This is a genomic window from Geodermatophilaceae bacterium NBWT11 (assembly GCA_014218215.1).
Lineage (GTDB): Bacteria > Actinomycetota > Actinomycetes > Mycobacteriales > Geodermatophilaceae > Klenkia.
Genome location: CP043652.1, coordinates 1,368,999 through 1,393,597 on the forward strand (window position 1 = coordinate 1,368,999; position 24,599 = coordinate 1,393,597).

General features: G+C 75.2%; 26 protein-coding genes, 3 tRNA genes and 1 pseudogene. 18 read left to right on the top strand and 12 right to left on the bottom strand.

Translation table 11 applies throughout. From position 1 onward, the window contains the following. The 3 genes and pseudogenes from F1C76_06565 to F1C76_06575 form a co-directional block, all read right to left on the bottom strand. On the bottom strand, window positions 1-204 hold the full coding sequence (locus tag F1C76_06565) for a hypothetical protein (GenBank protein ID QNG36298.1): 204 nt from the start codon (window positions 202-204) through the stop codon (window positions 1-3). A 152-nt stretch (window positions 205-356) separates the two neighbouring features. Further along, a pseudogene (locus F1C76_06570) lies at window positions 357-968 on the bottom strand (trypsin-like peptidase domain-containing protein). Next, on the bottom strand, window positions 965-1,291 hold the full coding sequence (locus F1C76_06575; GenBank protein QNG36299.1) for a hypothetical protein: 327 nt from the start codon (window positions 1,289-1,291) through the stop codon (window positions 965-967). Before F1C76_06575 ends, F1C76_06570 begins: the two are co-directional and overlap by 4 nt. 738 nt (window positions 1,292-2,029) lie before the next feature. Between F1C76_06575 and F1C76_06580 the strand changes: the two genes are divergently transcribed. Continuing rightward, a complete protein-coding gene (locus F1C76_06580; GenBank protein ID QNG36300.1) occupies window positions 2,030-3,490 on the top strand; it encodes a glycosyltransferase family 2 protein in 1,461 nt (486 codons plus the stop codon). A 103-nt stretch (window positions 3,491-3,593) separates the two neighbouring features. Here F1C76_06580 and F1C76_06585 read toward each other — a convergent pair whose 3' ends face one another. Both F1C76_06585 and F1C76_06590 read right to left on the bottom strand, forming a co-directional pair. After that, complete coding sequence (locus F1C76_06585) at window positions 3,594-4,400, bottom strand: hypothetical protein (protein QNG36301.1); 807 nt, start codon at window positions 4,398-4,400, stop codon at window positions 3,594-3,596. 11 nt (window positions 4,401-4,411) lie between these two features. Further along, window positions 4,412-5,008: a VanZ family protein gene (locus F1C76_06590; GenBank protein QNG36302.1), complete on the bottom strand. Its 597-nt coding sequence runs from the start codon at window positions 5,006-5,008 to the stop codon at window positions 4,412-4,414. On the opposite strand from F1C76_06590, the gene F1C76_06595 reads away from it, so the two are divergent. The 4 genes from F1C76_06595 (at window position 5,001) to F1C76_06610 (ending at window position 8,248) form a co-directional block, all read left to right on the top strand. Further along, the gene (locus F1C76_06595) at window positions 5,001-5,612 is read left to right on the top strand and encodes a GtrA family protein (GenBank protein ID QNG36303.1); all 612 of its coding nucleotides are present in this window, start codon (window positions 5,001-5,003) and stop codon (window positions 5,610-5,612) included. The two genes, F1C76_06590 and F1C76_06595, sit on opposite strands and share 8 nt — an antisense overlap. A gap of 65 nt (window positions 5,613-5,677) precedes the next feature. Further along, complete coding sequence (wrbA, locus tag F1C76_06600) at window positions 5,678-6,277, top strand: NAD(P)H:quinone oxidoreductase (protein QNG36304.1); 600 nt, start codon at window positions 5,678-5,680, stop codon at window positions 6,275-6,277. 87 nt (window positions 6,278-6,364) lie between these two features. Further along, on the top strand, window positions 6,365-7,897 hold the full coding sequence (locus F1C76_06605; protein ID QNG39057.1) for a metallophosphoesterase: 1,533 nt from the start codon (window positions 6,365-6,367) through the stop codon (window positions 7,895-7,897). A gap of 18 nt (window positions 7,898-7,915) precedes the next feature. Continuing rightward, window positions 7,916-8,248, top strand: a complete 333-nt coding sequence (locus F1C76_06610; GenBank protein ID QNG36305.1) for a hypothetical protein — start codon at window positions 7,916-7,918, stop codon at window positions 8,246-8,248. A 1-nt stretch (window position 8,249) separates the two neighbouring features. On the opposite strand, the gene F1C76_06615 is transcribed toward F1C76_06610, so the two are convergent. Then, window positions 8,250-8,903: a hypothetical protein gene (locus F1C76_06615; protein ID QNG36306.1), complete on the bottom strand. Its 654-nt coding sequence runs from the start codon at window positions 8,901-8,903 to the stop codon at window positions 8,250-8,252. A 145-nt stretch (window positions 8,904-9,048) separates the two neighbouring features. Between F1C76_06615 and F1C76_06620 the strand changes: the two genes are divergently transcribed. The 12 genes from F1C76_06620 (at window position 9,049) to F1C76_06675 (ending at window position 16,117) form a co-directional block, all read left to right on the top strand. Next, window positions 9,049-9,633 carry a hemerythrin domain-containing protein gene (locus tag F1C76_06620; protein ID QNG36307.1) on the top strand — a complete coding sequence of 195 codons (585 nt, stop codon included), beginning with the start codon at window positions 9,049-9,051 and terminating at the stop codon, window positions 9,631-9,633. 80 nt (window positions 9,634-9,713) lie between these two features. After that, a tRNA-Glu gene (locus F1C76_06625) sits at window positions 9,714-9,786 on the top strand. Between the two features lie 21 nt (window positions 9,787-9,807). Then, a tRNA-Asp gene (locus F1C76_06630) sits at window positions 9,808-9,881 on the top strand. A gap of 46 nt (window positions 9,882-9,927) precedes the next feature. Then, window positions 9,928-10,001 (top strand) — tRNA-Phe (locus F1C76_06635). A gap of 101 nt (window positions 10,002-10,102) precedes the next feature. After that, window positions 10,103-10,381: a hypothetical protein gene (locus F1C76_06640; protein ID QNG36308.1), complete on the top strand. Its 279-nt coding sequence runs from the start codon at window positions 10,103-10,105 to the stop codon at window positions 10,379-10,381. Next, the gene (locus F1C76_06645; GenBank protein ID QNG36309.1) at window positions 10,378-11,313 is read left to right on the top strand and encodes an FAD:protein FMN transferase; all 936 of its coding nucleotides are present in this window, start codon (window positions 10,378-10,380) and stop codon (window positions 11,311-11,313) included. Before F1C76_06640 ends, F1C76_06645 begins: the two co-directional genes overlap by 4 nt. Before the next feature lie 68 nt (window positions 11,314-11,381). Further along, window positions 11,382-11,930, top strand: a complete 549-nt coding sequence (locus F1C76_06650; GenBank protein ID QNG39058.1) for a ferric reductase — start codon at window positions 11,382-11,384, stop codon at window positions 11,928-11,930. Further along, complete coding sequence (locus F1C76_06655) at window positions 11,927-13,120, top strand: NADH-quinone oxidoreductase subunit E (protein QNG36310.1); 1,194 nt, start codon at window positions 11,927-11,929, stop codon at window positions 13,118-13,120. Before F1C76_06650 ends, F1C76_06655 begins: the two co-directional genes overlap by 4 nt. Continuing rightward, window positions 13,117-13,395 carry a ferredoxin gene (locus F1C76_06660; protein ID QNG36311.1) on the top strand — a complete coding sequence of 93 codons (279 nt, stop codon included), beginning with the start codon at window positions 13,117-13,119 and terminating at the stop codon, window positions 13,393-13,395. The genes F1C76_06655 and F1C76_06660 overlap by 4 nt, the downstream gene beginning before the upstream one ends. A 5-nt stretch (window positions 13,396-13,400) precedes the next feature. Then, window positions 13,401-14,144, top strand: coding sequence for a response regulator transcription factor (locus tag F1C76_06665; GenBank protein ID QNG36312.1), 744 nt, complete (start codon window positions 13,401-13,403; stop codon window positions 14,142-14,144). A gap of 55 nt (window positions 14,145-14,199) precedes the next feature. Then, entirely contained in the window at window positions 14,200-15,699 is a 1,500-nt protein-coding gene (locus tag F1C76_06670; protein QNG39059.1) for a HAMP domain-containing protein, read from the top strand. Between the two features lie 28 nt (window positions 15,700-15,727). Continuing rightward, a complete protein-coding gene (locus tag F1C76_06675) occupies window positions 15,728-16,117 on the top strand; it encodes an STAS domain-containing protein (protein ID QNG36313.1) in 390 nt (129 codons plus the stop codon). 63 nt (window positions 16,118-16,180) lie between these two features. On the opposite strand, the gene F1C76_06680 is transcribed toward F1C76_06675, so the two are convergent. From F1C76_06680 to F1C76_06705, 6 genes are read right to left on the bottom strand one after another with little or no spacing between them, the layout of a single operon-like run. After that, entirely contained in the window at window positions 16,181-17,440 is a 1,260-nt protein-coding gene (locus F1C76_06680; GenBank protein ID QNG39060.1) for a glycosyltransferase, read from the bottom strand. Window positions 17,441-17,463: 23 nt separating this feature from the next. Further along, entirely contained in the window at window positions 17,464-18,378 is a 915-nt protein-coding gene (locus F1C76_06685; protein ID QNG36314.1) for a glycosyltransferase family 4 protein, read from the bottom strand. Beyond that, entirely contained in the window at window positions 18,375-19,403 is a 1,029-nt protein-coding gene (locus F1C76_06690) for a glycosyltransferase family 4 protein (protein QNG36315.1), read from the bottom strand. The genes F1C76_06685 and F1C76_06690 overlap by 4 nt, the downstream gene beginning before the upstream one ends. Then, window positions 19,388-20,185 carry a glycosyltransferase gene (locus tag F1C76_06695; protein QNG36316.1) on the bottom strand — a complete coding sequence of 266 codons (798 nt, stop codon included), beginning with the start codon at window positions 20,183-20,185 and terminating at the stop codon, window positions 19,388-19,390. The genes F1C76_06690 and F1C76_06695 overlap by 16 nt, the downstream gene beginning before the upstream one ends. Beyond that, entirely contained in the window at window positions 20,182-21,153 is a 972-nt protein-coding gene (locus tag F1C76_06700) for a hypothetical protein (GenBank protein QNG36317.1), read from the bottom strand. The genes F1C76_06695 and F1C76_06700 overlap by 4 nt, the downstream gene beginning before the upstream one ends. After that, window positions 21,150-22,271, bottom strand: a complete 1,122-nt coding sequence (locus tag F1C76_06705; protein QNG39061.1) for a glycosyltransferase family 4 protein — start codon at window positions 22,269-22,271, stop codon at window positions 21,150-21,152. The genes F1C76_06700 and F1C76_06705 overlap by 4 nt, the downstream gene beginning before the upstream one ends. Window positions 22,272-22,926: 655 nt before the next feature. Here F1C76_06705 and F1C76_06710 point away from each other — a divergent pair. Next, window positions 22,927-24,570 carry a hypothetical protein gene (locus tag F1C76_06710; protein ID QNG36318.1) on the top strand — a complete coding sequence of 548 codons (1,644 nt, stop codon included), beginning with the start codon at window positions 22,927-22,929 and terminating at the stop codon, window positions 24,568-24,570. Window positions 24,571-24,599: the final 29 nt, after the last annotated feature.

The following is a 24,599-nucleotide window of genomic DNA, read 5'->3' on the forward strand; positions in this document are numbered from 1 at the left end:
TCAGCGAGCAGCGCGCTCTTCCCGGACCCGGACTGTCCACATACCAACACCGGGCGCTGCGCAGGGTCCAGGAGGGTCTGCCGGAGGTCGGCCTCGACGTCGGTGCGGCTCAGATGCACGTGCAGGGCGTCCTGCCCAATGCCGCCGACCACGCCACGGATCCCGGCCACCCAGTCCTGCTGCAGTTGATGCAGACGTCTCCACGCCGCCGCGGATGGTGTGGGGGGCGCCTCTACAGCGATCGGGGCCCCCGCCACCTCACCCAGCGCGTCGGCGAGACCTTCCGCCCCGGCCAGCGCTGCGGCGAGGGGCACGAGGTAGAGCCGCCGCTGCTGACCAGCCTCGGCGGTGACCACCAGCCCGATCAGCCGCCCGTCGGGCAGGGCCACCGCGGCCCCGGACATGCCCTTCCAGCCCGCCGCCTCCCCCGGGCTGACGGTCTCGGCGTCCAGCGGCACCCACACCGGCGGCAGCGGCCGGTCCGGGGCCTGCGGCGGCTTGCCCTGCCCGGCCGGCAACACTCGCCCCACCAGCTGCTCGCTCTGCCGCACCCGCTCCGACGACGGCGCCCCCTCCGCCGCCGGCTGCACTACCTCGTCCGGGAACCCGACGGCCTCACACTCCGACTCCGCTCCCGCGCCCAGCCGCACAGCGACCACCGCCGGCGAGTCCGGCTGCAGCCAGCCCGAGGCCTCTGCGTCCGATCGGTCGACCGCCAGGACGGCCAGATCCCACTCCGCGCTCTCCCAGGCCACGACCATCGGCACCCACGCCCCGACCAGCTCGTGCGGGCGCACGACCCGGGCAAGCACCCGCCCATCGGTCAACGCACCGGCGATCACATGCCGAGCGGTCAGCACCCCATCCGAGCCGACCAGTACACCAGACCCCGCCGACCGCGGCGAGGCCCACACCTCCACCAGTCGGTCATCCCACAACACGCCCACCGCGGCCGGCCCCCGGTTCAGCGGCCCGGCTGGTCCTGCTCGCCGCTGACATCCAACGGACCCGGCTCATCGCTGTCGTCGTACAGCTGTGGGGTCAACGTCAGCTCAAGCGTCTGCGTCGCCTGACCTGCGCTGCTGCGGTCGGCACCGGCCTCGATCAGCCACCAGCGCACCTTGCCCCCGGCCTTCGTGTCCGTACGCGCCAGCGCCTCGACCTTCACGGTCACCTTCTCGGCACGAAATCGCACCCGCGCGCCACGACTGTTGACCCATGCCTGCTCCAGCTCCTCGCGCAGGCCCTCGAGCGCATCCGACAGGCCCAGCGTTGCGTCCGGCTCCGGCACGCCTCTCCCCTTCCGGCTGATGAGACCCCCGCACCGTACTGGGCCGCACTCGAGGCCTGGACACCCGTCGAGCAGTCAACGTCCATCTGGCCCACGGCGGCCCCAGTTGAAAGTCCCACCGAGGCACCCGACGTGGCGGGCTCGGAATCGCGCATTCCAGTACAGCGCACCTGGCATTCCAAGATCGCGCTCCGCGCGTCTCAGCAGGTCAGGAAGCCGTCCCACGTGAAGGAGCAAAGTCGCAGGCCTGGATAGAAACCCTGATCTCCCGAGCCCCTGGCCGCTGCGAGTCTCCCAGACCCCCGATCAGGGCGTGGTCACTGCGCAGTCCGGGCGTGGAGTGCGCAGTCGGCACGCCCTGATGCCGGCGTCCCACGCACTGGGACTGGTTGACGCCTCAACCGGGTGAGCCGGCGTCCGGTCACGGAGCGCCACGTCACACCGCCGGCCGCCAGCATGCGCGCCGTCACCCTCCGCAGTCGTCACCTCGCGTGAACACGACACCTTTGTGTCACCCGCTCGGCACCGTTGTACGCCCGCTCGGGGGATGGTGCGACTACAGAGCGCTACCTACGGTTCTGCTTGTCACTGACGGTGACGGACGACGCCGGGGAGGCGCCGTCCACTGGGGGAGCCGAGTCCGCGGCGTAGCGGGTGCAGCACGGCTGACAGACACCGTTCCTGACTCTCGGTCATCAGCCGCCGGTCACTCTCCGGCACCATCGAAACGAGTCACGCATGTCCAGCAAGGACCTGGTCGTCCCGACCCGGCACCTCACCCAGGGCTCCGTCCTGCCCGCCTTCTCGGCCGGCGACGCACCCGTGCTCAAGGTCGCCGCCAGCCTCGGCGAGGCCAAGCGCAGCGTCTCCCGCTTCCTGCACGAGATGCGCTACCGCCCGCCGAAGCGCAAGACCGCCCGGATGCTCGTGCTCATCCCGGCGCACAACGAGGAGGCCACCATCGGCCGCACCCTCGAGGCGCTGCTGACCCAGAGCCGGGTGCCCGACCGCATCGTCCTGCTGGCCGACAACTGCACCGACCGCACCGAGGAGATCGCCCGCCGCTTCCGCGGGGTCACCGTCATGCGGACCGTCGACAACACCGAGCGCAAGGTCGGCGCCCTCAACCAGGGGTGGCGCCGCTGGCAGGCCGGCTACGACTACGTCGCCGGCATCGACGCCGACACCATCCTCGCCCCCGACTGCCTGCAGCAGCTGGAGGAGGAGCTGGCCCAGACCGCCCGCCCCGGCGGCGTGATGGCCCGCTACACCTTCGACCAGAGCCTGGGCTCCACCGCGATGGCCCGGATGCTCATCCGGATGCAGCGCCTGGAGTTCGCCTCCTGGACCATGGACGCGCTGCAGAAGAACCGGAAGACCTACGTCCTCGGCGGTCAGGCCTCCCTGTTCAGCGGCGAGGCACTGCGCAAGGTCACCGAGATGAACCAGACCCAGGGCCCGTGGGACACCACCGCCCAGGTCGAGGACATGCAGCTCACCGGCGACCTGCGCGGGATGAACTACCAGACCCTGGTCTCCACGACGGCCCGCGCCCACGCCGGCCCGATGCTGACCATGCGCTCCCTCTGGGCCCAGCGGCGCAAGTGGGACGAGGGCATGGCCCGGCTGCTGGTCCGGCCCTCGCTGAACAAGTGGACGATGACGCTCTGGAAGCAGCAGCTCTCGCTGCTGGCCAACGGCGTCAGCCGGCTGCTGTTCCTCTTCCTGCTCACCGCCTCGCTGATGGTCAGCCAGTTCGTCTGGTCCTGGATCTGGCTCACCCCGCCGGTCGTGGCCTCGATCCTGAACGCCAAGCTCGCCTGGCGGGTGCCGAACCGGACCATGGGCGACGTCCTGGCCGGGGCGCTCCTGATCCCGGTCGAGCTCTACCTGTGGATGCGGCTGGCCTGCACCACGGCGAGCTGGGCCAACGTGCTGGCCGGCATCAAGAAGGACGGCTGGGAGAACCAGGCCCGCGCCGAGCGGGGCGTCTCCAACGGCCCCGGCAAGGTCATCGCCTGGATGACCGGCATCTCCGTCGTCGTCGCCCTGGTGGTCTTCGGCTGGCTCAACGCCGGCCCGGTCTTCCAGGAGCGCGTGCTGACCGTCGGCTGGGGCGTCCTGGCCATCACCACCGTCGTCCAGACGCTCTTCATGGTCGTCCGGATCCTGCGACCGAGTCGGGGCCTCCAGCCCTGACCCCCCTGACCCCGCCCGCGTCCTCCCCCCAGCGACGCAGGCGGTGATGACCCCGGCCCCGGCCGGTCCCCTCCCCCGGGACCGCGTCCGGGGTCGGGCTCGTTCAGCCGCAGACGCGGTCCACCAGCGCCTGCAGCCGGGCCCGCTGGGCGTCGGTGAGCGGCAGCTCGGGCACCGCCTCGGTCTCTCCCACCCGCACCCGCAGCGGGAACACGAAGGGCTTCTTGGCCTCGGCCAGCACGTGCGGCTCGCAGGTCGCCAGGGTGATCCGCAGCGGCAGCACCAGCTCGCGGTCCCCCAGCGTGACCGGCAGGTCGGTCGAGGTGGCCGGCTCCAGCAGCACGCTGCGCCCCAGGGCGGTGACCTCGACGTCCTCGTCGTGCCCGGCCACCCGGGTGAGGACGACGTCGCCGGTCACGTCGTCCGGCCCGTCGGTGAGGCCGCGCACCTCGAGGGTGACGGCGGCGGTGAACTCGGCGACGGCGCACTCCTCGCCGGCCACTATCGCCAGCGCGTCCCCGGCCAGGGGGACGACGAGGTCCTCGCTCTGCCCGCCGTGGGTCACCGTGACCCGGGCGGCGACCGGCTCCACCGGCTGCCCGCAGTCCACCGCCCCGAACGGCACCGGCAGGTCGATGGTCTGGCCGGCCCGGTACTGCGTGTCCTCGACCGTGGGCGGCCGGGCCGCGAAGGCGGGGCTCTGCAGCGTGACCGCGGTGACCGTGAGCGGCTCGGCGGCGGTCAGCCGCACCTGCACCTGCCCACCGACCGCCTCGTCGGTGCGCAGCCGGACAACCTCGCCGGAGAGCTCGTCGACCGCCGGCAGCGACGGAGCGACGGCCGGTTCCCCGGCGCTGCACCCGGCCGCGAGCAGGACGACGAGGGTCCCCAGGACCGCCGCCGCCCGCATGCCGGCCGACACTAGGAGGCAGCGTGCGCCCGGACCACCCTCCGCCGGGCCCAGGCCGCGGTCACCAGCCCGGCCAGCACCGCGCCGGTGGTGTTGAGCAGGGCGTCCAGCGGGGACACCACCCGGTCCAGCGGCAGCCACCACTGCAGCGCCTCGATCGAGCAGGCCACGGTGAGGGCGGCAGCGAGCAGCCGGCCCGGCCGACGCAGCGACGGCCAGCGGAGGACGGCGAGCACGGCTGGCGGGACCAGCAGCGCCAGGTTGCCCAGCAGCTGGGTGAGCGTGCCGGCGTCGTCCAGGCCGTCCAGGTACCAGCGCAGCTCCACGGCCGGGGCGCCCCAAGACCACCCGCCACCGGGGCCCGCGGGAGTCAACGTGGCCAGCACGACCAGGAGGGCGGCCCCCACGAGCGCGACCGCTGGCACGAGACGACCCGGATCGGCGGTCCGGGGGGCGGGCCGGACGAGGCTCGGTGCGGTCACTCCCCCACGGTCACCCGGCGCCCCGTGACCGCCCCGGGAGGGAGCTGTGGGTCCCCTGGGCGACCCCGAGGTCGGTTGCAGGTGACAACCGTCACGGTTCCTGGCGCGCCCACCGGGAATGCACATCCGCTGCAGGGGTTGGCCACGTAAGCAGTACCGAGAGCTGTTGCGAGACCCCGCACCGCCGAGCACCGCCGCACCATCGGAGAACCCCGTGACCTGCCCGACCCTGCTCCGCCGCCACCCCGCGGTGGACGCCGTCTCCGACGCGGCGGACGAGTCGGCCCACCGGGTGCGTTCCTTCCTGCAGGGCCTGCGCGACGGCGACGCCGGCAGCGCCCAGTTCGCCCGCTTCGTCTTCGTCGGGGGCCTGTCCAGCGCCCTGTACGCGGTCCTCTTCGTCGCTCTCGACGGCTTCGGCGACCAGGCCGCCAACCTCGCCGGCGCGATCGCCTCGACGCTGCTGGCCAACGAGCTGCACCGCCGGCTCACCTTCCACGCCGACGGCCGGGTCTCCTGGTTCACCGCGCAGTGGGAGGGCGGCGGCCTCGCCGTCGTCGGTCTCGTCGCCACCTCGCTGGCGCTGGCCTTCGCCCACCAGCTCCTGGGCGACACCACCTGGCAGGTGAACGTGCTGCTGATCGGCGCCGTCACCGGGGCCATCGGGCTGGTCCGCTTCGTGGCCCTGCGCGCCTGGGTGTTCACCACCCGTTCGCTCCAGCGCGGGTAGTCCCGGGCTCACCGGGTAGGTGGTTGAGGACGCAACCGTCCTCGAGACCCCGGAGGCCTCCCCGCATGACCAAGATCGCTGTCGTCTACTACTCCTCCACCGGCAACACCCACCAGCTCGCCCAGGCCGTGGCCCAGGGCGCGCAGGACGCCGGCGCCGAGGTGCGCCTGCGCCGCGTCGCCGAGACCGCGCCGGACGCCGCACTGGACGCCAACCCGGCCTGGCGCGCGCACGCCGACTCCGTCGCCGACGTCCCGCTGGCCACCCCGGACGACATGGAGTGGGCCGACGGCTACGCCCTCGGCACCCCCACCCGCTTCGGGACGCCGTCCGCCCAGCTCAAGGGCTACATCGACACCCTCGGCGGCCTGTGGGGCACCGGGAAGCTCGCGAACAAGGGCGCCACGGCGTTCACCAGCGCGCAGAACACCCACGGCGGCAACGAGTCGACCATCCTGACGCTGTTCAACGTCTTCTCCCACTTCGGCGCCGTCATCGTCCCGCCGGGCTACACCGACCCGCTGCTCTTCGCCGCGGGCGGCAACCCCTACGGCACCTCGGCCCCCTCGGGCGGCAACCCCGACGCCGTCGCCGACGAGGTGCTGGCCGCAGCCCGTTTCCAGGGCCGCCGGCTCGCCGAGATCAGCGCCAAGATCACCTCCTGAACCACCCGCGCCCGGACGTGAGCCTGCTCGCGTCCGGGCGCGGCCCCACCAGGGGCTCACTACCCTGACCCGGTGACGACACCGCCCGTGACCAGCGACGACGTCGAGGGCGACCCGACCCCCACCCCGGCTCGCCGCAGCCGGCTGCGGGGCCCGGTCCGCTGGTTGCAGCGCATCGTCGTCGCCCTGGTCGGGGCCACCCTGGGCGTGCTGTTGTTCGCCCGGGTCGAGGCACCGATCGGCCCCTTCGACGCCACCGTCGCCTTCACCCCGGCCACCGACGGTGGGGCCGAGCTCGAGATCCCGCCGCTGGGCGCGCTCGCCGTCGACGCCTACGACGGTCCGCTCCGGCTGGACGTCCAGCTGCGCCGGGTCGACCAGCTGCGGGCCCAGGAGCTGGCCACCGACCCCGGTCAGCTCGACGGGGTCGTCGACCGGGTCAGCGCCGACCTGCAGGCCGCGGTCGTCCAGCTGGCCTGGACCACCGCCGCCGCCGGCATCGGCGGTGCGGCGCTGTTCTCCCTCGTCGCGCTGCGCCGGAAGCGGGAGCCGCTGATCGCCGTCGGGCTGTCCACCGTGCTGCTGGTCGGCACCGCCGGCCTGGGGGCTGCGACCTGGCGGCCGGAGGCGCTGTCCCAGCCGACGTACACCGGGCTCCTGGTCAACGCCAACAGCCTCATCGGCAGCGCGCAGGACATCGTGGCCCGCTACGACGCCTACCGGGCCTCCCTGGAGGACCTGGTCACCAACGTCAGCACGCTCTACTCCGCGGTGTCCACGCTGCCCGACCCCTCGGGCACCGGCGACAGCGTGGCGCTGCTGCACGTCGCCGACATCCACCTGAACCCCGCCGGGGCGGACCTGGTGGAGCAGATCGTGAGCCAGTTCGACATCGACGGCGTGCTGGACACCGGCGACATCGTCGACTGGGGCAGCGCCGCGGAGAACCAGACCTTCGACTGGATCGGCGACCTCGGCGTCCCCTACGTCTACATCCGGGGCAACCACGACTCGCTGAACACCGCCCTGGCCGTCGCCGCCCAGCCCAACGCCGTCGTGCTCGACGACTCCGCGACGACGGTGGCCGGGATCGAGGTCGTCGGCGCACCCGACCCCCGGTTCACCCCGGACAAGGACGCCATGCCCGAGACCCAGACGCTGGAGGAGACCGGCGAGGAGCTGCGTGACTTCGCAGAGACCCTCGACGACCCGCCGGCCATCGCGATGGTGCACGACCCCAAGCAGGCCCCGCCGCTGGACGGCGTGGTCGACGTCGTGCTGGCCGGGCACACCCACACCCGTGAGGTGTCGGTGCTCGAGGACGGCACCCGGCTGATGGTCGAGGGCTCCACCGGCGGCGCCGGGCTGCGCGGGCTGCAGGGCGAGGACCCCACCCCGCTCAGCGCCACCGTGCTCTACCTGGACCCCACCACCGGCGCGCTCACCGCCTGGGACGAGATCACCCTGGGCGGCCTCGGCCAGTCCGAGGTGACCATCCAGCGGCAGTACGTCGAACCGCTGCCCACCGGGGACGACGAGACACCCACCGACGAGACACCCACCGACGAGACACCCACCGACGGGACACCCACCGAGGCTCCAGCGGGCCCGACCGGCTGAGCCCTACGCTGCGGCACCATGCGCCTGACGACCCGCCCCGCCCGCCTCGCCGTCCCGCTGCTGGTCGGCGGCCTCGCCCTCGTGCCGCTGGCCGGCTGCTCGTTCACCTCGAACAACGTGTCGTGCTCGGGCTCGGAGTGCACGGCGACCCTGACCGGGGAGGGCTCGGAGGCCTCGATCCTCGGCAACTCGCTGGTGTTCGCCGGCACCCAGGACGGCCGGGCCACGCTGTCGGTCGGGGACGCCGAGGTCTCCTGCGCCGCCGGGGAGAGCGTCAGCGCCGGACCCCTGGAGCTGACCTGCACCAGCGTCAGCGACGACTCCGTGGAGCTGTCGGCCTCGCTGGGGTAGGTCAGGGGGTCTGGACCTCCACCACGACCCGCGAGGGTCCGGTGAGGGCGTAGACCCGGAACGGGGTCTCCGCGCCGAGACCCACGTAGGCCAGCGCCTGGCCCTCGAACACCGAGTCGTAGAAGACGCCCTGCACGGTCCCCGTGTCCGAGGCCGTGCCCCCGCGGGCGATCTCGGGCACGTCGGGCGCCTCGTAGGGGTTCGTGACGCCGGTCAGGGTGACCCGCAGGAACGTCGTCCCCGGCACGTCCACCGGGTCGCCGGTGCCCTCGGCCGTCGCGCTGTCGGTGTAGGCGACGTCCCAGCCCGGCACGGCGCTGCCCGAGACCTCGAAGACCACGCGGTCGAAGCCGTCGTGGGCCCCGATCCGCAGGTCGGTGACCACCGTCGGGCCCTCCCCGGCCTGCGCCTCGCCGGTGTCCGGCTCGGTGTCCGCCGGGAAGGGCGGTGCGTCGGTCGCCGCGTCGTCCTCGGTGTCGTCGGCGGGCGTCCCGGCGTTCCCGGTGGTCGTCGTCGGGGTCGTGGAACTGCTGGCGGCGGCCGGTGAGGAGCTGCTCGAGGTCTCCTCGGTGTCCCCGCCGCCGCAGCCGGCGAGCAGCACCAGCGCGGACAGCGGGACGGCGGCCAGTCCTCGGGTCAGGGCGGTGCGTGGCATGTCCCCACCCTGGCAGCCCCGATCCCGATGGCGGCCGACCGGCGCGCGGGCCTCCCCCGGGCAGGTGAGGCTGCCCTGCCGTTTCACCTCGGCGGGCACCGGGGAGGACGCACCGGCCCCACACCCCACCCCCGGAAGGTCCCCCGTGCTCGACGTCACCGACCTGGTCCTCGAGGACCACCACACGATGCGCCGCCAGTTCGCCCTGCTCGACGACGTCTGGGACGACCCGCGCGCCCTCGGCATGGTCTGGAAGGGCCTCGCCCGACTGCTGGACGTGCACGCCGCGTGCGAGGAGGAGGTGTTCTACCCCTACCTGCTCAAGTACGGCGACTCCGGCGACGACGACGCGACCGAGGGCGACGTCGTCGACGAGACCGACGACGCGATCGGCGACCACGACGAGATCCGGGACGCCGTGGCCGCCGCCGGCAAGGAGGAGCCGGGCACCGAGGCCTGGTGGGCGGCGGTGCGCAAGGCCCGCGAGGAGAACGACGACCACCTGGCCGAGGAGGAGCACGACGCGCTGCCGGACTTCCGTCGCAACGCCTCGGTCGAGCTGAGGGCCGAGCTGGCGCTGCGCTGGCTGGACTGGCGGTACGCGCACGACTCCGGCGAGGGCATCACCTACGACAAGGAGCCCGAGGCCTACATCGAGCAGTACCGGTCGCACCCGGTCGCCGACCCGGTCGAGCACCCCGTCGCGGCGACCTCGGTCACCCACGGCTGAGCAGCTCCTGGCTCGCCCGACCCCCTGTCCGGGGGGTCGGGCGAGCCGTGTATGGTTCGTCCTGCCTCCAGCGAGCACGAGCCCTCATCGTCTAGTGGTCCAGGACGCCGCCCTTTCAAGGCGGTAGCACGGGTTCGAACCCCGTTGGGGGCACGCACCACAGCACAACAGCAAGGCCCTGTAGCGCAGTTGGTTAGCGCGCCGCCCTGTCACGGCGGAGGTCGCGGGTTCGAGTCCCGTCAGGGTCGCCGACCGATGTCCACGGAAGCACCAGCCCGAGGATGCCGGCACCGGGGCCAGGTAGCTCAGTCGGTACGAGCGCTCGCCTGAAAAGCGAGAGGTCGGCGGTTCGACCCCGCCCCTGGCCACCCCACTCCCGCCGATTCGCTTCACAGGACCGGCACAGCACCTCCACCTGGTCCACAGAGGCCGCCCCCGCAGAGTCGTCTCCACGACCTGAGGAGGACCCGTGGAGCAGACCGACCCGCTCGAGACCCGCCACCGGGGCACCCGCCGCGTGCGGGCGGTGACCGCGTCGCTGGCCGGGGCGGCCGTCGTCGGCACCGGGGCGCTCGTCGTCGTGGTCGCCGACCAGCACCCGGCTGCCGCGTCCACGTCCACGTCCACCACCACGCAGGTGCCGGCCGACGCCGACCGGCCCACCGTCCCGTTCGGCGGCCCGCCCTCGACCGGACTCGGCCAGGCCCCCGCCGGCGGCGGCTCGCACGCCTCGAGCGGTGGCTCGTGACCAGCACCCTGCCGGCGCGCACCGTCGCGACGGCGGACTGGGAGGCATGGACCTGCCGGGTGCGGCTGGCCGTCACCGACCCCGCCGCGCTGGACGAGGCCCGTGAGCTGCTCGTCGACGACCTGGCCACCGTGGACCTGGCCTGCAGCCGGTTCCGCCCGGACGCCGAGCTGGCCCTGCTGGACGGCGCGCAGGGCCGCTGGGTGACGGTCAGCCCGCTGCTCACCGAGGCCCTGCAGGTGGCGGTGCGGGCCGCCCGGCTCACCGCAGGGGACGTCGACCCCACCGTGGGCGGCGCCATGGCCGAGCTCGGCTACGACCGGGACCTCGACCGGATCGACCCGGGCGCGGTGCCCGGCGTCGTCCACCCCGTCGCCGGCTGGCAGACCGTCGAGCTCGACGTGCCGGGCAACCGCGTCCGGGTGCCGGCCGGGGTCCGGCTCGACCTGGGTGCGACCGCCAAGGCCTGGACCGCCGACCGGGCCGCGGCCGAGATCACCAGGCGCACCGGGGCCGGGGTGCTCGTCTCGATCGGCGGGGACGTCGCCGTGGCCGGGCCCGCCCCGGAGGGCGGCTGGAGGGTGCGGGTCTCCGACGTCACCGGGGACCCCGACGGCCCGGCGCCGGCGGGCTCGGCCGTGGTCACGCTGACCGACGGCGGGCTCGCCACCTCCAGCACCCGGGCCCGGCGCTGGCTGCACGGGGGCGTCGAGGTGCACCACCTGCTGGACCCGCGCACCGGGCTGCCCGCCCGGTCGGCCTGGCGGACGGTCAGCGTCGCCGCGGGCAGCTGCGTGGACGCCAACACCGTCAGCACCGCCTGCGTCGTCCGCGGGCACCGGGCCCTGCCCTGGCTGCGGGAGCTCGGCGTCCCGGCCCGACTCGTCACCGAGGACGGCGACGTGCTCACCGCCGGGGGGTGGCCGGCGTGACCGCGCTGACCGACGGTGCCTTCCTCTGGTACCTCAACCGGGCCACCGGACTGGTCTCGCTGCTGCTGATGACGGCGACCGTCGTGCTCGGCGTCGCCGTCCAGCGGCAGGTGCGGCTGCCCGGACTGCCGCGCTTCGGCGTGGTCGGCCTGCACCGCAACGTGTCGCTGGTGTCGGCGGTGCTGCTGGTCGTGCACGTGGTCAGCGCGGTCGTCGACTCCTACGTGAGCATCGGCTGGCTGGACACCGTCGTCCCCTTCGTGTCGGGCTACGAGCCGTTCTGGGTCGGCCTGGGCACGCTGGCGGTCGACCTCACCGCGCTGGTCGTGGTGACCAGCCTGCTGCGCGGCCGGCTCCCGGCCCGCGTCTGGCGCGGCGTGCACTGGACCCCCTACGCACTCTGGCCGCTGGCCTTCCTGCACGGGCTGGGCGCCGGCACCGACCTCGGGTCGGGCTGGGTGCTCGCCGGCGCGCTGGCCTGCGCCGCCGCGGTGGCCGTCGCCTCGACGGTCGCCGCCACCGGACGGCTGCGTTCCCGGCCCCCGCTGGAGCGGGCCCCCGCCGCGCTGGCCGCCGTGTCCGCCGGCCCCTCCCCCGCCCCCTTCCGGAACAGGTGACCCCCGTGAGCGCACCCCCGATCACCCGCGGTCTGCTCGGCACCGGTGACCCCTCGCTGGGCGCCCACCTCGCCGCGCACGGCCCCCTGCCCACGCACGGCGACCCGGTGCTCGCCGCCGCCGGGCTGACCGGCCGCGGCGGCGCCGGCTTCCCCACCGCCCGGAAGCTCGCCTCGGTCCGGGACGCCGCCCGTGCGGCGCGCACCCCGGCCGTCGTCGTCGGCAACGGCGGGGAGGGCGAGCCCGCGGCGGCCAAGGACGCGACCCTGCTGGCCCGCTCCCCGCACCTGGTGCTCGACGGCCTGGCCCTCGCCGCCCGGGCGGTCGGCGCGGACACCGTCGTCCTGGCCGCCGGTCATCACCAGCTGGCCGGACTGGACCGTGCCCTCGCCGAACGGGGCGACCGCGGGCGGGTGCGGCTGGTCGGACTGGCCGGCCGGTTCCTGGCCGGGGAGGAGACCGCGCTGGTCGCCGCGGTCGAGGGCGGCCCGCCGCTGCCCCGCGGCAAGAACCCCCCGGTGTGGCAGCGCGGGGTGCAGGGTCGGCCCACGCTGGTGCAGAACGTGGAGACGCTGGCCCGCCTGGCGCTGCTGGCCCGTGGGGAGTCCGCTGCCGGGCACACCCTGGTGACCCGGCACGGGCACACCGTCGACGTCGCGGAGGTGCCCCTGGGGGCCCGGCTGGGCGACGTGCTGACCGTGGACGCCGGCGTGCAGGCCGTGCTGGTCGGCGGGTACCACGGCAGCTGGCTGCCCGCGCACGTCGCTGCCGGCGCGACCCTGGACCGCGACGGGCTGGCCGTGCACGGCGCCGCGCTCGGTGCCGGGGTGCTCGCCGCGCTGCCCGCCGACCGGTGCGGGCTGCGGGAGAGCGCCACCGTGGTCGGCTACCTGGCCGCCCAGTCCGCCGGCCAGTGCGGGCCCTGCCTCAACGGACTCCCCCGCATCGCCGCCGCCCTGGACCGGTTGGCCCGCCCGGGACCGCCCCCTGCCGGCCTGCTGGACGACGTCGCCCGCTGGTCGGGCCTGGTCGTCGGCCGCGGCGCCTGCAGCCACCCCGACGGCAGCGTCCGGTTCGTGGCCAGCGCCCTGCGGGTGTTCGCCCCGGAGCTGGCCGCGCACGCCGCGGGCTGGTGCACCGCGTCGTCGTCGGCACGGCCGTTCCTGCCCGTGCCCGCGGTGACCCGGTGAGCGACCGGCTGCGGGTGGACCCGATCGGCTGCCAGGGGCACGGCGTGTGCGCCGAGCTGCTGCCCGAGGCGATCGCCCAGGACGAGTGGGGCTACCCCCTGCTGGCCGCGGGCGCGCTGCCCGACGACCTGCGCCGTCCGGCCCGGCGTGCCGTCGCGGCCTGCCCCGCACGCGCCCTGCACCTGGACCGTGCGGCAGACTCCGGGCGCTCGGCAGGTCGACAGACACCTCCTGGGGTGCTCACAGGGAACGCGCAGGGAGGGCTCGCACAGTGACTGCCATGACCGCGACGATCCCCACCTCGACAGGCTCCCGGGCGCAGCTGACCCGACCGGACGGCAGCGCCCTGCGGGTGCTGGTCGTCGACGACGAGCGCTCCATCTGCGAGCTGCTGTCCATGGCCCTGCGCTACGAGGGCTGGGACGTCAAGACCGCCTCCGACGGCACCGAGGCCGTCAAGGCCGCCCGGGAGTTCCGCCCGGACGCCGTCGTGCTCGACGTGATGCTGCCCGACATGGACGGCCTCGAGGTGCTGCGCCGGGTGCGCGCGGACCAGCCGCTCGTGCCGGTGGTCTTCCTGACCGCCAAGGACGCCCTGGAGGACCGGATCGCCGGGCTCACCGCCGGCGGTGACGACTACGTGACCAAGCCCTTCTCCCTCGAGGAGGTGGCTGCCCGGCTGCGTGGCCTGTTGCGCCGCACCTCCCGCGTGGTGGCCGACGACGGCCTGCTGGTCGTCGGCGACCTGACCCTGGACGAGGAGTCCCACGAGGTCACCCGCAGCGGCGACGACGTCCGGCTCACCGCCACCGAGTTCGAGCTGCTCCGCTACCTGATGCGCAACCCCAAGCGGGTGCTGTCGAAGGCCCAGATCCTGGACCGCGTGTGGCAGTACGACTTCGGCGGTCAGGGCAACATCGTCGAGCTCTACATCTCCTACCTCCGCCGCAAGATCGACGCCGGTCGCTCCCCGATGATCCACACGCTGCGGGGCGCCGGGTACGTGATCAAGCCCGCCGTCTGACCCCCGAGTGACCCCTCCCGCGCCCGCGACGACTCCCCCCGGCCACCGCCGGCGGCTGTCGTTGCGGGCGCGGTTGCTGGTGGCCTTCCTCGTCCCGACGCTCGTGGTGCTGGCACTGGTCGGGGTGGTCTCCACCCTCACCCTGCGCCACCAGCTGGTCAGCCAGGTCGACGAACGACTGGCCGCCGCGGACTACCGGGCCACCGAGACAGCCCAGGGGTACGGCCCGCTCAGCGGCGCCCCGCAGGGCGGCGACGAGGACGGCGACGGGGACGGCGACGAGCCGGACTTCCTCGACGTCCGCGGCCAGGGTGCCGGCACCCTCACCGCGACGGTCGTCGACGGGGAGTGCACCACCTCCACCGTGCTCGGCGACCGGTTCGCCACCACCACGCTGACCGCCGCGCAGGGGTCGACCGTGGCCGCGGTCGACCCCGGCAGCGGCCCGCGCACCGTGGACCTGGGCGGCGACCTGGGCGACTACCGGGTCGTCGCCAGCCGGACCCCGGACGGCGACGTCATCGTCACCGGGCTGCCGCTGCAGGGTGCCAACCAGGCGCTGCGGATCCTGGTCGCCGTCGAGGTGCTGGTCGGCCTGCTCGGCCTGGTCGCGGCCGCGCTGGCGGCCACCGTGGTCATCCGGCGCACGCTGCGCCCGCTGGACCGGGTCGCCGCCACCGCCACCCGGGTCTCGGAGCTGCAGCTGGCCACCGGCGAGGTCACGCTGGCCGAGCGGGTGCCGCCCGGGGACACCGACACCCGCACCGAGGTCGGCCAGGTCGGCACCGCGCTGAACCGGCTGCTGGACCACGTCGAGGGCTCGCTCACCGCCCGCCAGGCCAGCGAGACCCAGGTGCGCCAGTTCGTCGCCGACGCCAGCCACGAGCTGCGCACCCCGCTGGCCTCCATCCGCGGGTACGCCGAGCTGGTCCGCCGTCAGCACACCGACGTGCAGCCCGAGGTGGGGCACGCGCTGCGCCGGGTCGAGTCCGAGGCGGTGCGGATGTCGGTGTTGGTGGAGGAGCTGCTGCTGCTGGCCCGCCTGGACGCCGGGCGCGACCTGTCCCTGGGCGAGGTGGACCTCGCCGCCCTCGTCGTCGACACCGTCTCCGACGCCCACGTGGCCGGCCCCGACCACCACTGGCGGGTGGACCTCCCCGACGCCGGCGTGCTGGTGCCCGGCGACCCGGTGCGGCTGCACCAGGTGCTGGCCAACCTGCTCGCCAACGCCCGCACGCACACCCCCGAGGGCACGACCGCGACGGTCCGGCTGCGCACCGAGGCCGGCTGGGCCGTGCTCCAGGTGGTGGACGACGGTCCGGGCATCCCCCCGCAGCTGGTCGCGCACGTCTTCGAGCGCTTCGCCCGCGGTGACTCCTCCCGGTCCCGGCAGGCCGGCTCCACCGGCCTCGGCCTGGCGATCGTGGACGCCGTCGTCACCGCCCACCACGGCACGGTCTCGGTGGCCAGCGAGCCCGGGCGCACCGTGTTCACCCTCCGGTTGCCGCACGCCACCGAGGTGGCCCGGGAAGCCGACCCGGAGTCCCTGGCGTGATCGCCGGACAGCCGGGTAGGGCTGGCACATGACGAGCCCCGACACCCCGCCGTCCGAGAGCCCCGCCGACGCTGCCGTCGACGTCGCCCCCGAGGTGTCCACGTCGACGCCGTCCCCCGGGGTGGCCTGCGTGACCGTCGTCGGCGAGCTCACCGCCGAGGCCCGCAAGCCGCTGATCCGGGTGGTCACCGACCTGCTGCTCGGCGACCAGCCGCCCAGGAAGATGCAGCTGGACCTGCACGGCGTCACGTTCCTCAACTCCGCCGGGTTGTCGACCGTGGTCCAGGTGCACCGGATGCTCGAGGGCCGCGGCTCGGAGCTGCAGCTGCTGGTCGGCACCACCGCCGTCGCCCGCCCGCTCCAGCTGTCCGGCCTCTGGCACCGCTTCCAGATCGTCGACGGCCGCCACACCCCCTGACGCGATCCCAGAAACCGCGGTTTCTGGGGCGCTCCTCAGCCCCGGAAACCGCGGTTTCTGGGATCAGAGGCGGGGGAGGTGGTGGGCCAGGTCGGGGTGCGGGCCCAGGGGCTCGGCGTCGGGGACGACGTCGGCGGTGCCGAAGAGGGCGTCCAGCGGGAGGTCCCAGCGGGCGGCCCGGCGCAGGGCCCGGGTGGCCGACACGGTCACCCCGGCGCCGCGCACCTGCCCGACCCCGCCCGGGCGCACCCGCTCGACCAGCGCGGCCAGCCCTCCGGGGGCCCACAGCAGCGGCTCGACGAGGTCGACCTGGGTGCGGCAGCGGGCCAGCACCGCCGGCGGCGGGTCGCCCGCGTGCACTCTCGGGTCGCCGTCGAACAGGTCGGCAGCAGGCGTCCAGACCTGGACGTCCAGGCCCGACGCCAGCACCGACCGGACGCCGAGCACGGTGGCGTCGTCGTCGGCACCCGGCGCCATCCGGACGACGACGTCGGGGTGCGGCCACCAGCCGCCCACGCCGCGGGCCGCCGGGTCGGGCAGCAGCCGGGCCAGCGACCGGGTCTCGGCGTTCTTCTCCCGGCGGGCGGCGACCGGGTCGTCCCCGCGCAGCCCCCAGTCGGGTCCGTCGTGCCAGGCGACCGCCCGCTCGCGGTGGGCCAGCACGGCGCCGGCGGTGACCAGCCGGTGGGCCAGCTCCCAGTCCTCCCCGCCGTAGCCGCCGAAGGTCTCGTCGAAGCCACCCACCTCGGTGAACAGCTCGCGGCCCACGCCCATGACGGCGCTGATGACGAACCGGTAGGAGCGGTCGTCGGCGTCCAGCAGCGACCCGGCCTGCCGCAGCCAGGCGGGTTCGGTGAGCTCCTCGGGCGCCGGACCGCCGGCGAACCAGGCGTGCAGCCGCTCGGGGGTCCAGCCGGCGAGGTCGGCGTGCCGGCGGCGGCCGGTGACCAGCGCGTCGGGGAGCAGCGCGGGCAGCGCGGCCAGCTCGGCGACGTAGCCCGGCTCGGGAACGGTGTCGCCGTCCAGGAAGAGCAGCACGTCGCCGTCGGCGGCCCGGGCGCCCAGGTTGCGCGCGGCGGCGGCCCGGAACCCGCGGTCCTCCTGCCGGACGACGGTGACCCCGGCCGGCACCCGCGGCGGCTCGGGCGAGCCGTCGTCGGCGACCACCACCTGCAACCGGGACGCCGGGTGGGTCTGCCCGGCGAGACCGGCGAGCACCAGGTCCAGCTCGGCCTGGGCCCGGTAGTACGGCACGACGACCGACACGGTGGGCGGCTGCGCCGGCACCGCGTCGGCGAGCGGGGACCAGTCGTTGCCGGCCACGACGTGCCGGCCGTCGGGGAGGGTCAGCACGCGGCAGCCCAGACGGCCCGGTAGGCCGCGACCGTGCCGGCGAGGTCGGCGCCGGTGGGCGTGCCGGGCGCCAGCCAGGTGAGGGCGGGGTCGGCGAGTGCGGCGGCCAGCGCGGGCGCCAGCTCGTCGTAGAGCGTGAGCGTGCCGGGCAGCCGCGCGGCGACCTCCCGGGTGTAGGCCACGTCGGGCACCAGCGGCCGGCGTCCGGCGGCCAGCCAGCTGCCGATCGAGCCGGACGCGCTGACGTGCCGGTGCGGGGCCAGCGGCACCGAGGCGGCACGCAGCCGGGCGGGCAGCTCGGCGTCGGGCACGTAGCCGGTGACGGTCAGCGGGCCCAGCGCGGACAGCTCGGCGACCAGGTCGTCGTGCCCGTCCGAGGGCCGGCCCAGCGCGGTGAGCCCCACGCCGTCCGGCAGGGCGCGCAGTGCCTCGTCGTGGCCCTTGCCCGGGTAGAGGAAACCGAGGACGACGACCTGCCCGTCCGGCGGCGGCACCGGGCCGGCGGGCAGCGTCATCACCGGCAGCGGGACGACGACCGGGGTGCGGTCGGAGAACGCGGCGAGCCGGGCGGCCTCGTGGTCGCTGTTGACCACCACGGTGGCCGCCGTCGCCACGACCGCGGCGTAGGCCCGGGCCCGGCGCTGCTGGAGCACCGAGCCGTCATCGGGCGGCACGTCGTGCAGGGTGACCACCAGTGGGCGGCCCAGCCCGGCCGCCACCGCGGTGAACGCCTCGGCGCTGGCCTCGGCGGTGGGGGCGAACAGCCGGTCGGTGTAGTGCACCTGCACCACGTCGACGTCGGCCGGACCGGGGGCGACCAGCGGTCCCCCGTCGCCCTCGGCCACCTCGCGGGCGTACCGCACGACGCCGTGCTCGGCCGGCCCGACGAGCAGGTGCCCGACCCTCACGAGCTGGTGCGGTCCGCGGCGACCCGGCTGTAGACGTGGGCGTGCACCCGGCGCAGCTGGGCGCGCTGCTCGGCCCGCCAGGCGGGGTCCGCACGCGGCGGCCAGGGCCGGGTGACCGCGACCAGCACGGCGCCGGTGAGCGAGGCGGTGTCCAGCCCGCGGACCTCGTCGTTGCCGTAGGTGACCACGTCGGACCACTGGTCGGCGTAGTGCCCGCAGGTGGGTGCCACCACCCGCGTGCCGACGTCCCGGCAGGCCTCCAGCCAGCCCGAGTGGGTGCCGAACCTGTGCGGCAGCACGGAGACCGCGATGGACTGCAGGTAGGCGGTGAGCTGGTCGTCGTCGTAGCGGCCGTGCACCGCGAGCTCGTACTCCCCGCGCTCGGCGCCGGCCACCAGCCCGGGCACCCGGGTCTCGAGGTCGACGTCGTCGTGCACGTCGACCCGCAGCCGCCCGCCCCCGGACACCGCACCCGACGCGGCCGCCCGGACGACGTCCAGCGGGTCGAGCAGGTTGGTGCGCAGCGACTTCAGGTGCACCCCGACCAACCGGGGCTCCCGACCGACGTCACGCAGCGGGGTGACCAGGCCGGGGTGCGCCACGACGATGCAGCTGCGCTGGAACCGCTCGGCGATCTCGTCCGCGGCGCCCTCGGTGAGGGTCAGCACCACCTCGGCGGCGCCGAGGAGGGCGGCCAGGTGCCGGTCGTGCCGCTCCCGGGTGGAGTGGTGCGGGTTGCGCAGGTCGTGCACGGTCACCACGAGCGCGACGCGGCTGCGCCGGACCGTCTCGGTCCAGGCCAGCATCTCGTCGGGGGTCAGTCCGTCGAAGCCGAAGTGCAGGTGGACGACGTCGACCTCGTCGGCGTGCGCGGCCAGGTACGCCGGGTCCAGCCACGGGCTGGGCGCCCAGGGGTCGCCGTCCGGCGGCGGCGGGCCGACCCGGACGACCTCGGTCGGCAGCACCGCGTCGAGGTAGGGGTGTGCGTAGGGGACGGTCGCGACCCGGATCACGCGGCCACCCACCCGTCGTCGGTCTGCCGCACCAGGCCACGTTCGGCGAAGGCGTCCAGCCAGCCCTGCATCGGCCACCAGCCCCACCGGTCGGCGAAGACCCGGCCGTTGACCAGCACGTCGTCCAGGTGCTCGACCGGGGGACGGGACACCGGGTGGTGCTGGTGGAACGCCGCGGCGCCCCCCACCCAGCGCAGCGGCACCCCGGCGGCGTGCGCGGTCTCGGCGAAGTCGGTGTCCTCGCCGCCGTAACCGGCGTAGGCCTCGCAGAAACCGCCCAGCCGGGTCCAGGTGTCGGTGGTCAGCGCGAACGACAGCGACCAGAACAGCCGGTGGTCCTCGGCGGTCTCCACCGTGCCCTCGGCGGGCACCGGCCGGGCCGGGTGCGGGTCGGCGAGGGTGTGCAGGGTGGCCAGGTCGTAGCCCGCGGCGGACCGCGGTGGCAGGTAGCTCACGGGTCCCGAGTCGAGCACACCGTCCTGTGCGACGGCTGCGTACCGGGCGACCAGCGTCGGCGCGGGCACGCAGTCGACGTCGAGGAAGACCAGCAGCTGCGCGCCGTCGGCGATCGCCGCGGCCGCCCCGGCGTTGCGGGCAGCGGCCAGCGGGAGCCGGTCGGCGGCGGGCAGCTCGACCACGGTGGCCCGGTCACCGACGACGCCACGCACCTCGTCGTCCCCCATGGCGACCACGACGTGCCGGTCGGCCGGGCGGGTCTGCGCGGCGAGGCCGGCCAGCTGCAGGGCGAGGTGGTCGTGCCGGCCGTGCACGACGGTGACGACAGCGGTCCTCATCGCCGCGCCACCTCGGTGACGACGGCGGCGGCCCGCTGCGCGGCGTCCCCGGGCGACCAGCGCTCCCAGGCCCCGCCCCCCAGCTCCTGCGCCCGGGCGAGCAGCCCCGGCCACTCCTCGGCGGCCGGCCAGACCGGCAGGCCGACGGCGATGCCCGTGTCGTGCAGTGCCTCGGTGGTGCGGTGCTGCTCGCGGAAGGGCCGGTCCTGGGCCACCACCACGGCCGGACGGCGGGCCGCAGCCACCTCGGCCAGGGCGTTCTGCCCGGCGTGGGTGACCACGACGTCGGCGGCCGACAGCAGCGGCCACGGGTCGGCCGACCACTCACCCGGGCCACCGAGCACGGTCCAGGTGAGCTCGGGGGTCGAGGCCCGCAGCGCGTCGACGTCCGCGGCGGTGACCGCGCTGCCGCCGCCGCCGGCCAGCAGCACGGCCGTGCCCGGCGCACGGGGGGCGGGCTCGCGGCCGTCGAACCGGGAGACCGCACCGACGTGCACGGCCTTGTCGCCGTACTCGGCCAGCCACGGCGGGTCGAGCACGTCCTGCGGCCAGAAGGCCAGCACCCGGTCGGCCACGGTGTACCCGGTGGTGTGCGGGGTGTCGGTGCGGTCCCCGGGCATGGCGGTGACGACCACCGGCACGCCCATCAGCCGCAGGAAGACGCTGACCTCGACCGACACGTCGACGACCACGACGTCCGGGCGTTCGCGCTCGACCCACGCGGCCAGCCGGGCCATCCGGGCGCGCATGCCGTCGTGCCCGCGGGGCGCCCAGTGCAGGGCGCCGCCGGCGGTGACCTCCTCGGCCGGGTGCGCGTCGTCGGGGTCGAGCTGGACCCAGTCGGCGAACGGCGCGCCCGGCGAGGGCAGCGAGGACAGCCCGACCACGGACTGGTCCAGCGCGGCCGCCACCACGGTCGCGCGGTGCAGGTGACCGCGGCCCTGGTGGTGGACGTACCAGCCGATCACGGCGCCGCCGTGACGCCCGCGCTCACCAGCGACGCGTAGAGCTGCTCGTACCGGGTGACCATGGTGTCCACCGAGCAGTGCGTGCGGGCCCGCTCCCGGGCGGCGGCCCGGGACAGGCCCTCGGCCTCCGGGATGGCCGCGGCCAGCGCGGCGACGTCACCGGCGGGCACCAGGCGACCGACCGTGGGGGTCAGCACCTCGGGGATGCCGCCGCGGGCGAACGCGACGACCGGGGTGCCGCAGGCCAGCGCCTCGGCCACGACCAGGCCGTAGGGCTCGTCCCAGCACGGGGTGACCAGCGCGACCGAGGCCCGGCCGACGGCGGCGGCCAGCTCGTCCTGGCCGAGGTGCCCGAGGTGGGTGACCCCCAGGCCCAGGAAGGGCTCGATGGTCCGCTCGAAGTAGCCGTGGTCGATCACCGGACCGGCGATCTGCAGCTCCCGGCCGGCGGCCAGCGCGGCCTGCACGGCGAGGTGGGTGCCCTTCTCCGGAACGATCCGGCCCGACCAGATCAGCGGCCCGCCACCGGGACCGGCGACCCAGCGGGTCAGGTCGACGCCGTTGGGGACGACGCCGACGGGCTGGCGGACGCCGGCCACCCCGGACCAGGCGCGCGCGGTGTGCCCGCTGACCGCGACCAGGTGCACCGGGGACGGCGTCCCGCTCTGCAGCGCCGACTCCAGCCACGGGGTGGGCGGGCAGTGCAGCGTGGACACCATCGGGACCCGCAGGGCCGGGGCCATCGCGATCGGCAGGTAGTGCAGCGAGTGGTTGTGCACCAGGTCGAAGTCGTGCGCACGGGCGCCGGTGAGCTCCATCATCAGGCTCAGGTAGGCGTGGTGGTCCTCGAGGAAGACCTCAGGGCCCATGCTCACGTCGGCGCGGGCGGCCGGGCTCACCTCGACGGTGCGCACCGGCAGGCTCTCGGCGCCCAGGCTCGGGTCGGACCCGGGGCCGGCGAACAGCGTCACGTCGTGCCCGCGGGCGGCCAGGGACCGGGTGAGCTGCCAGACGTGCGCCTCGAGGCCGCCGGCGAACGGCTCGGCGATGGGGAACCGGCTGGACGCGATCAGCGCGATCCGCAGCCGTCGGCCGGGCTCGGCCGGGGCGACCGGCAGCGAGCTGACGGTGTGCAGCCGGGTGGAGCGGCGTGGGCGGGGCAGGGTCGCCAGACCGGAGGAGCGGCGGCCGCGGCCCTCGGAGGCCGGCCGGGTGGTGGAGAGGGGCTGCTGCTGGGACACGGGGTTCTCGGACACGGACGGGCGACACCTCCAAGCGGGGAGCACCCGCGCAGGACCGGTGGGTCCACGGGGTGCGGTGGGTGGCGGTCTGGCCCCGCTTCATGAGGCGACGACGCGGGCCCGGATCACCGTCCGCTGCGTCATCGGACCGAACGTCCCTGATCTTCACAGACGGGGGGGCCCCCCGCGACCCCAGGTCGCGTGCGATGTACCACCGGCCCGGTGTGTGGTCTGCGTAACCGCCTCTTCCGGGGGGTGCGGATGATCACGGCAGGCGGTCGCGGGTAGCGGTTCGGTAGCGTTCCGCCACCGACCGGGGACGTCTGGGCCTCCTGTGCCGCCCCGGTCCCGTCGACGAGGGGGAACCGTGACCGAGCGCGGGGACGACCGCACACCGGGTGGACAGCCGGGCGGGTGGGGCGCCCAGCGTCCCGGCGGCCCGCAGGGGTCGGGTCCCCAGGGGCCCGGTCCCCAGGGGCCGCAGGGGCCCGGTCAGCAGGGGCCTCAGGGGCCCCCGCCCGGTCGTCCCCCGGTGCCGCCGTCGGGGTGGCCCGGTCAGCAGGCGCCCGGTCAGCAGGGGCCAGGTCAGCAGCGCCCGCAGGGTCCCGGTCAGCAGGGCCCGCGACCGCCGGCTCCGCCGTGGGCCACGCCTCCCGGCCAGCAGGGCCCCGGCCAGCAGGGGTGGGCGCCGCGGGAGGACACCCGCCAGTTCGGCGCCGTCCCCCCGCAGTCCGGCCAGCCCGGTGGCTCGTCGTCGTCCGCGGCCGGTGGGTGGTCGCCGCAGGGTGGCCAGCCGGCCCCCTGGACCGCCCAGCCGGCGACGAGGTCCAGCCGCAAGCCGCTGGTCATCGGCGGCGCGGTGCTGCTGGTCGCGCTCCTGGTCGCCGGTGGCCTCTTCTTCTTCCTGCGCGGCGGGGACTTCACCTACGCCGGGCGCACCGTCACCGAGCCCGAGAAGGTGCTCACCGACGGCGAGAGCGCGATCGACGCCTACGTCAGCAGCCGCAACGGTGCCAGCAGCGACGACACGGCCTGCTTCTACCGGTACCTGGACGCCGACACGACCGACGTGCAGGACGACCTGGTGTGCGGCCCGGTGCTCTTCGTCGACGGCGACACCGAGGCCCAGTACCTGCAGCTGCCGGTGACGCCGTCCGCCGGGTCGGGCGACGTGACCCTGGAGGTCGCCGCGGAGCCGAGCGACCCCGAGCCGCAGCCGATCGGCGACCGTGAGCTGCTCAGCCGGCCCGACGGGTCCTCCCCGCCGGACGGCGCCGGTGGCCTGGAGGTGCCCGAGCCGCAGCGCGCCGAGCCCGGCTACACCGCCGAGGGCCCCTTCGACGACGTCACGCTGGAGGCCCCCTCCGGCCCGGCCGTGCTGGCCGGCCCTGCCGCGCGGGTGACGGTGACCGAGGTCGGCGAGACCGACCGGGTGGGCACCGGTGACGACGCCCGCCGTCCCGCCGAGGGCGAGGTGTTCCGGGTGTTCGGCTACCAGCTCGACTCCGGCATCGGCCTGTCCAACACCGCACCGTCGCTGGCCTACCGGGTCGACGGGGGCGATGAGGTCCCGGTCGACTCCGCCCTGGTCAGCCCCGGTGCGAGCATCGAGGGGCTGCTCTCGGTCCCCGAGGGCGCAACCCTGGACCTCGTCGTGACCGACGGCGACGTGGTGCAGACGCTGTCGCTGGTCGACGGCACCCCGGGCCCGGACAACCTGCAGGTGCTGGTGCGGGAGAACACCGAGGCCGCACCGGTGCCGGCCCAGCAGATCCCGGGCGTGATCAGCGCCCCGGGCCGGGTGACGACGCCGTTCACCTTCACCGTGACGGTCCAGAGCGCCGAGCTGTCCTACTACGCGGGCACCAACGTCACCGCCCTGCCCTCGGGCCCCGACCGGGCGTTCCTGGTGCTCGACACCGACCTGGTGGCCGACGGGCTCAGCGGCGGCGAGGGCCCGGCGGAGTACTTCACGCTGACGCTCCCCGACGGCACCGTGGTGCCCAGCCAGGACCTGGTGCCCGACCCGAGCCTGGTGGGGACGGCGTTCGACGTCCCGGCCGACTTCACCGAGGGCACGCTGACCTTCGGCGGCGTCTTCACCTACCCGGACACCGCGACGGTCGACTTCCAGCCGAACACCCTGTCCTTCGCCGTCTCCGTCCCCGCCGGCTGATCGACGAGGAGCGCCCTTCTCGTCAGGAG